Source organism: Nesterenkonia haasae (genome assembly GCF_010119385.1).
GTDB lineage: Bacteria > Actinomycetota > Actinomycetes > Actinomycetales > Micrococcaceae > Nesterenkonia > Nesterenkonia haasae.
In genome coordinates, this window is record NZ_VFIE01000040.1 from 1 (window position 1) to 245 (window position 245).

A 245-nucleotide genomic window follows, 5' to 3' on the forward strand; every position below is an offset into this window, starting at 1 on the left:
TCACCGGTGGTCTATTCCACGGTGACGGATTTAGCGAGGTTGCGTGGCTGGTCCACGTCATAACCCTTCTCCGAAGCCAGAGCACAAGCGAAGATCTGCAACGGCACCGTAGTCAACAACGGCATCAACAACGGCGCAGTCTCCGGCACGAAGAACACATTCTCCGAAAACTCCACCACCGCATCATCGCCTTCCTCAGCCACAGTGATCGTCTTCGCACCACGAGCCCGCACCTCCTGAATATT

Annotated in this window: 1 pseudogene; it reads right to left on the reverse strand. The window is 56.3% G+C overall.

From position 1 onward, the window contains the following. Positions 1–11: 11 nt before the first annotated feature. Positions 12–245: pseudogene (locus FH975_RS16175) on the reverse strand (glutamine--fructose-6-phosphate transaminase (isomerizing)); the annotation flags it as partial.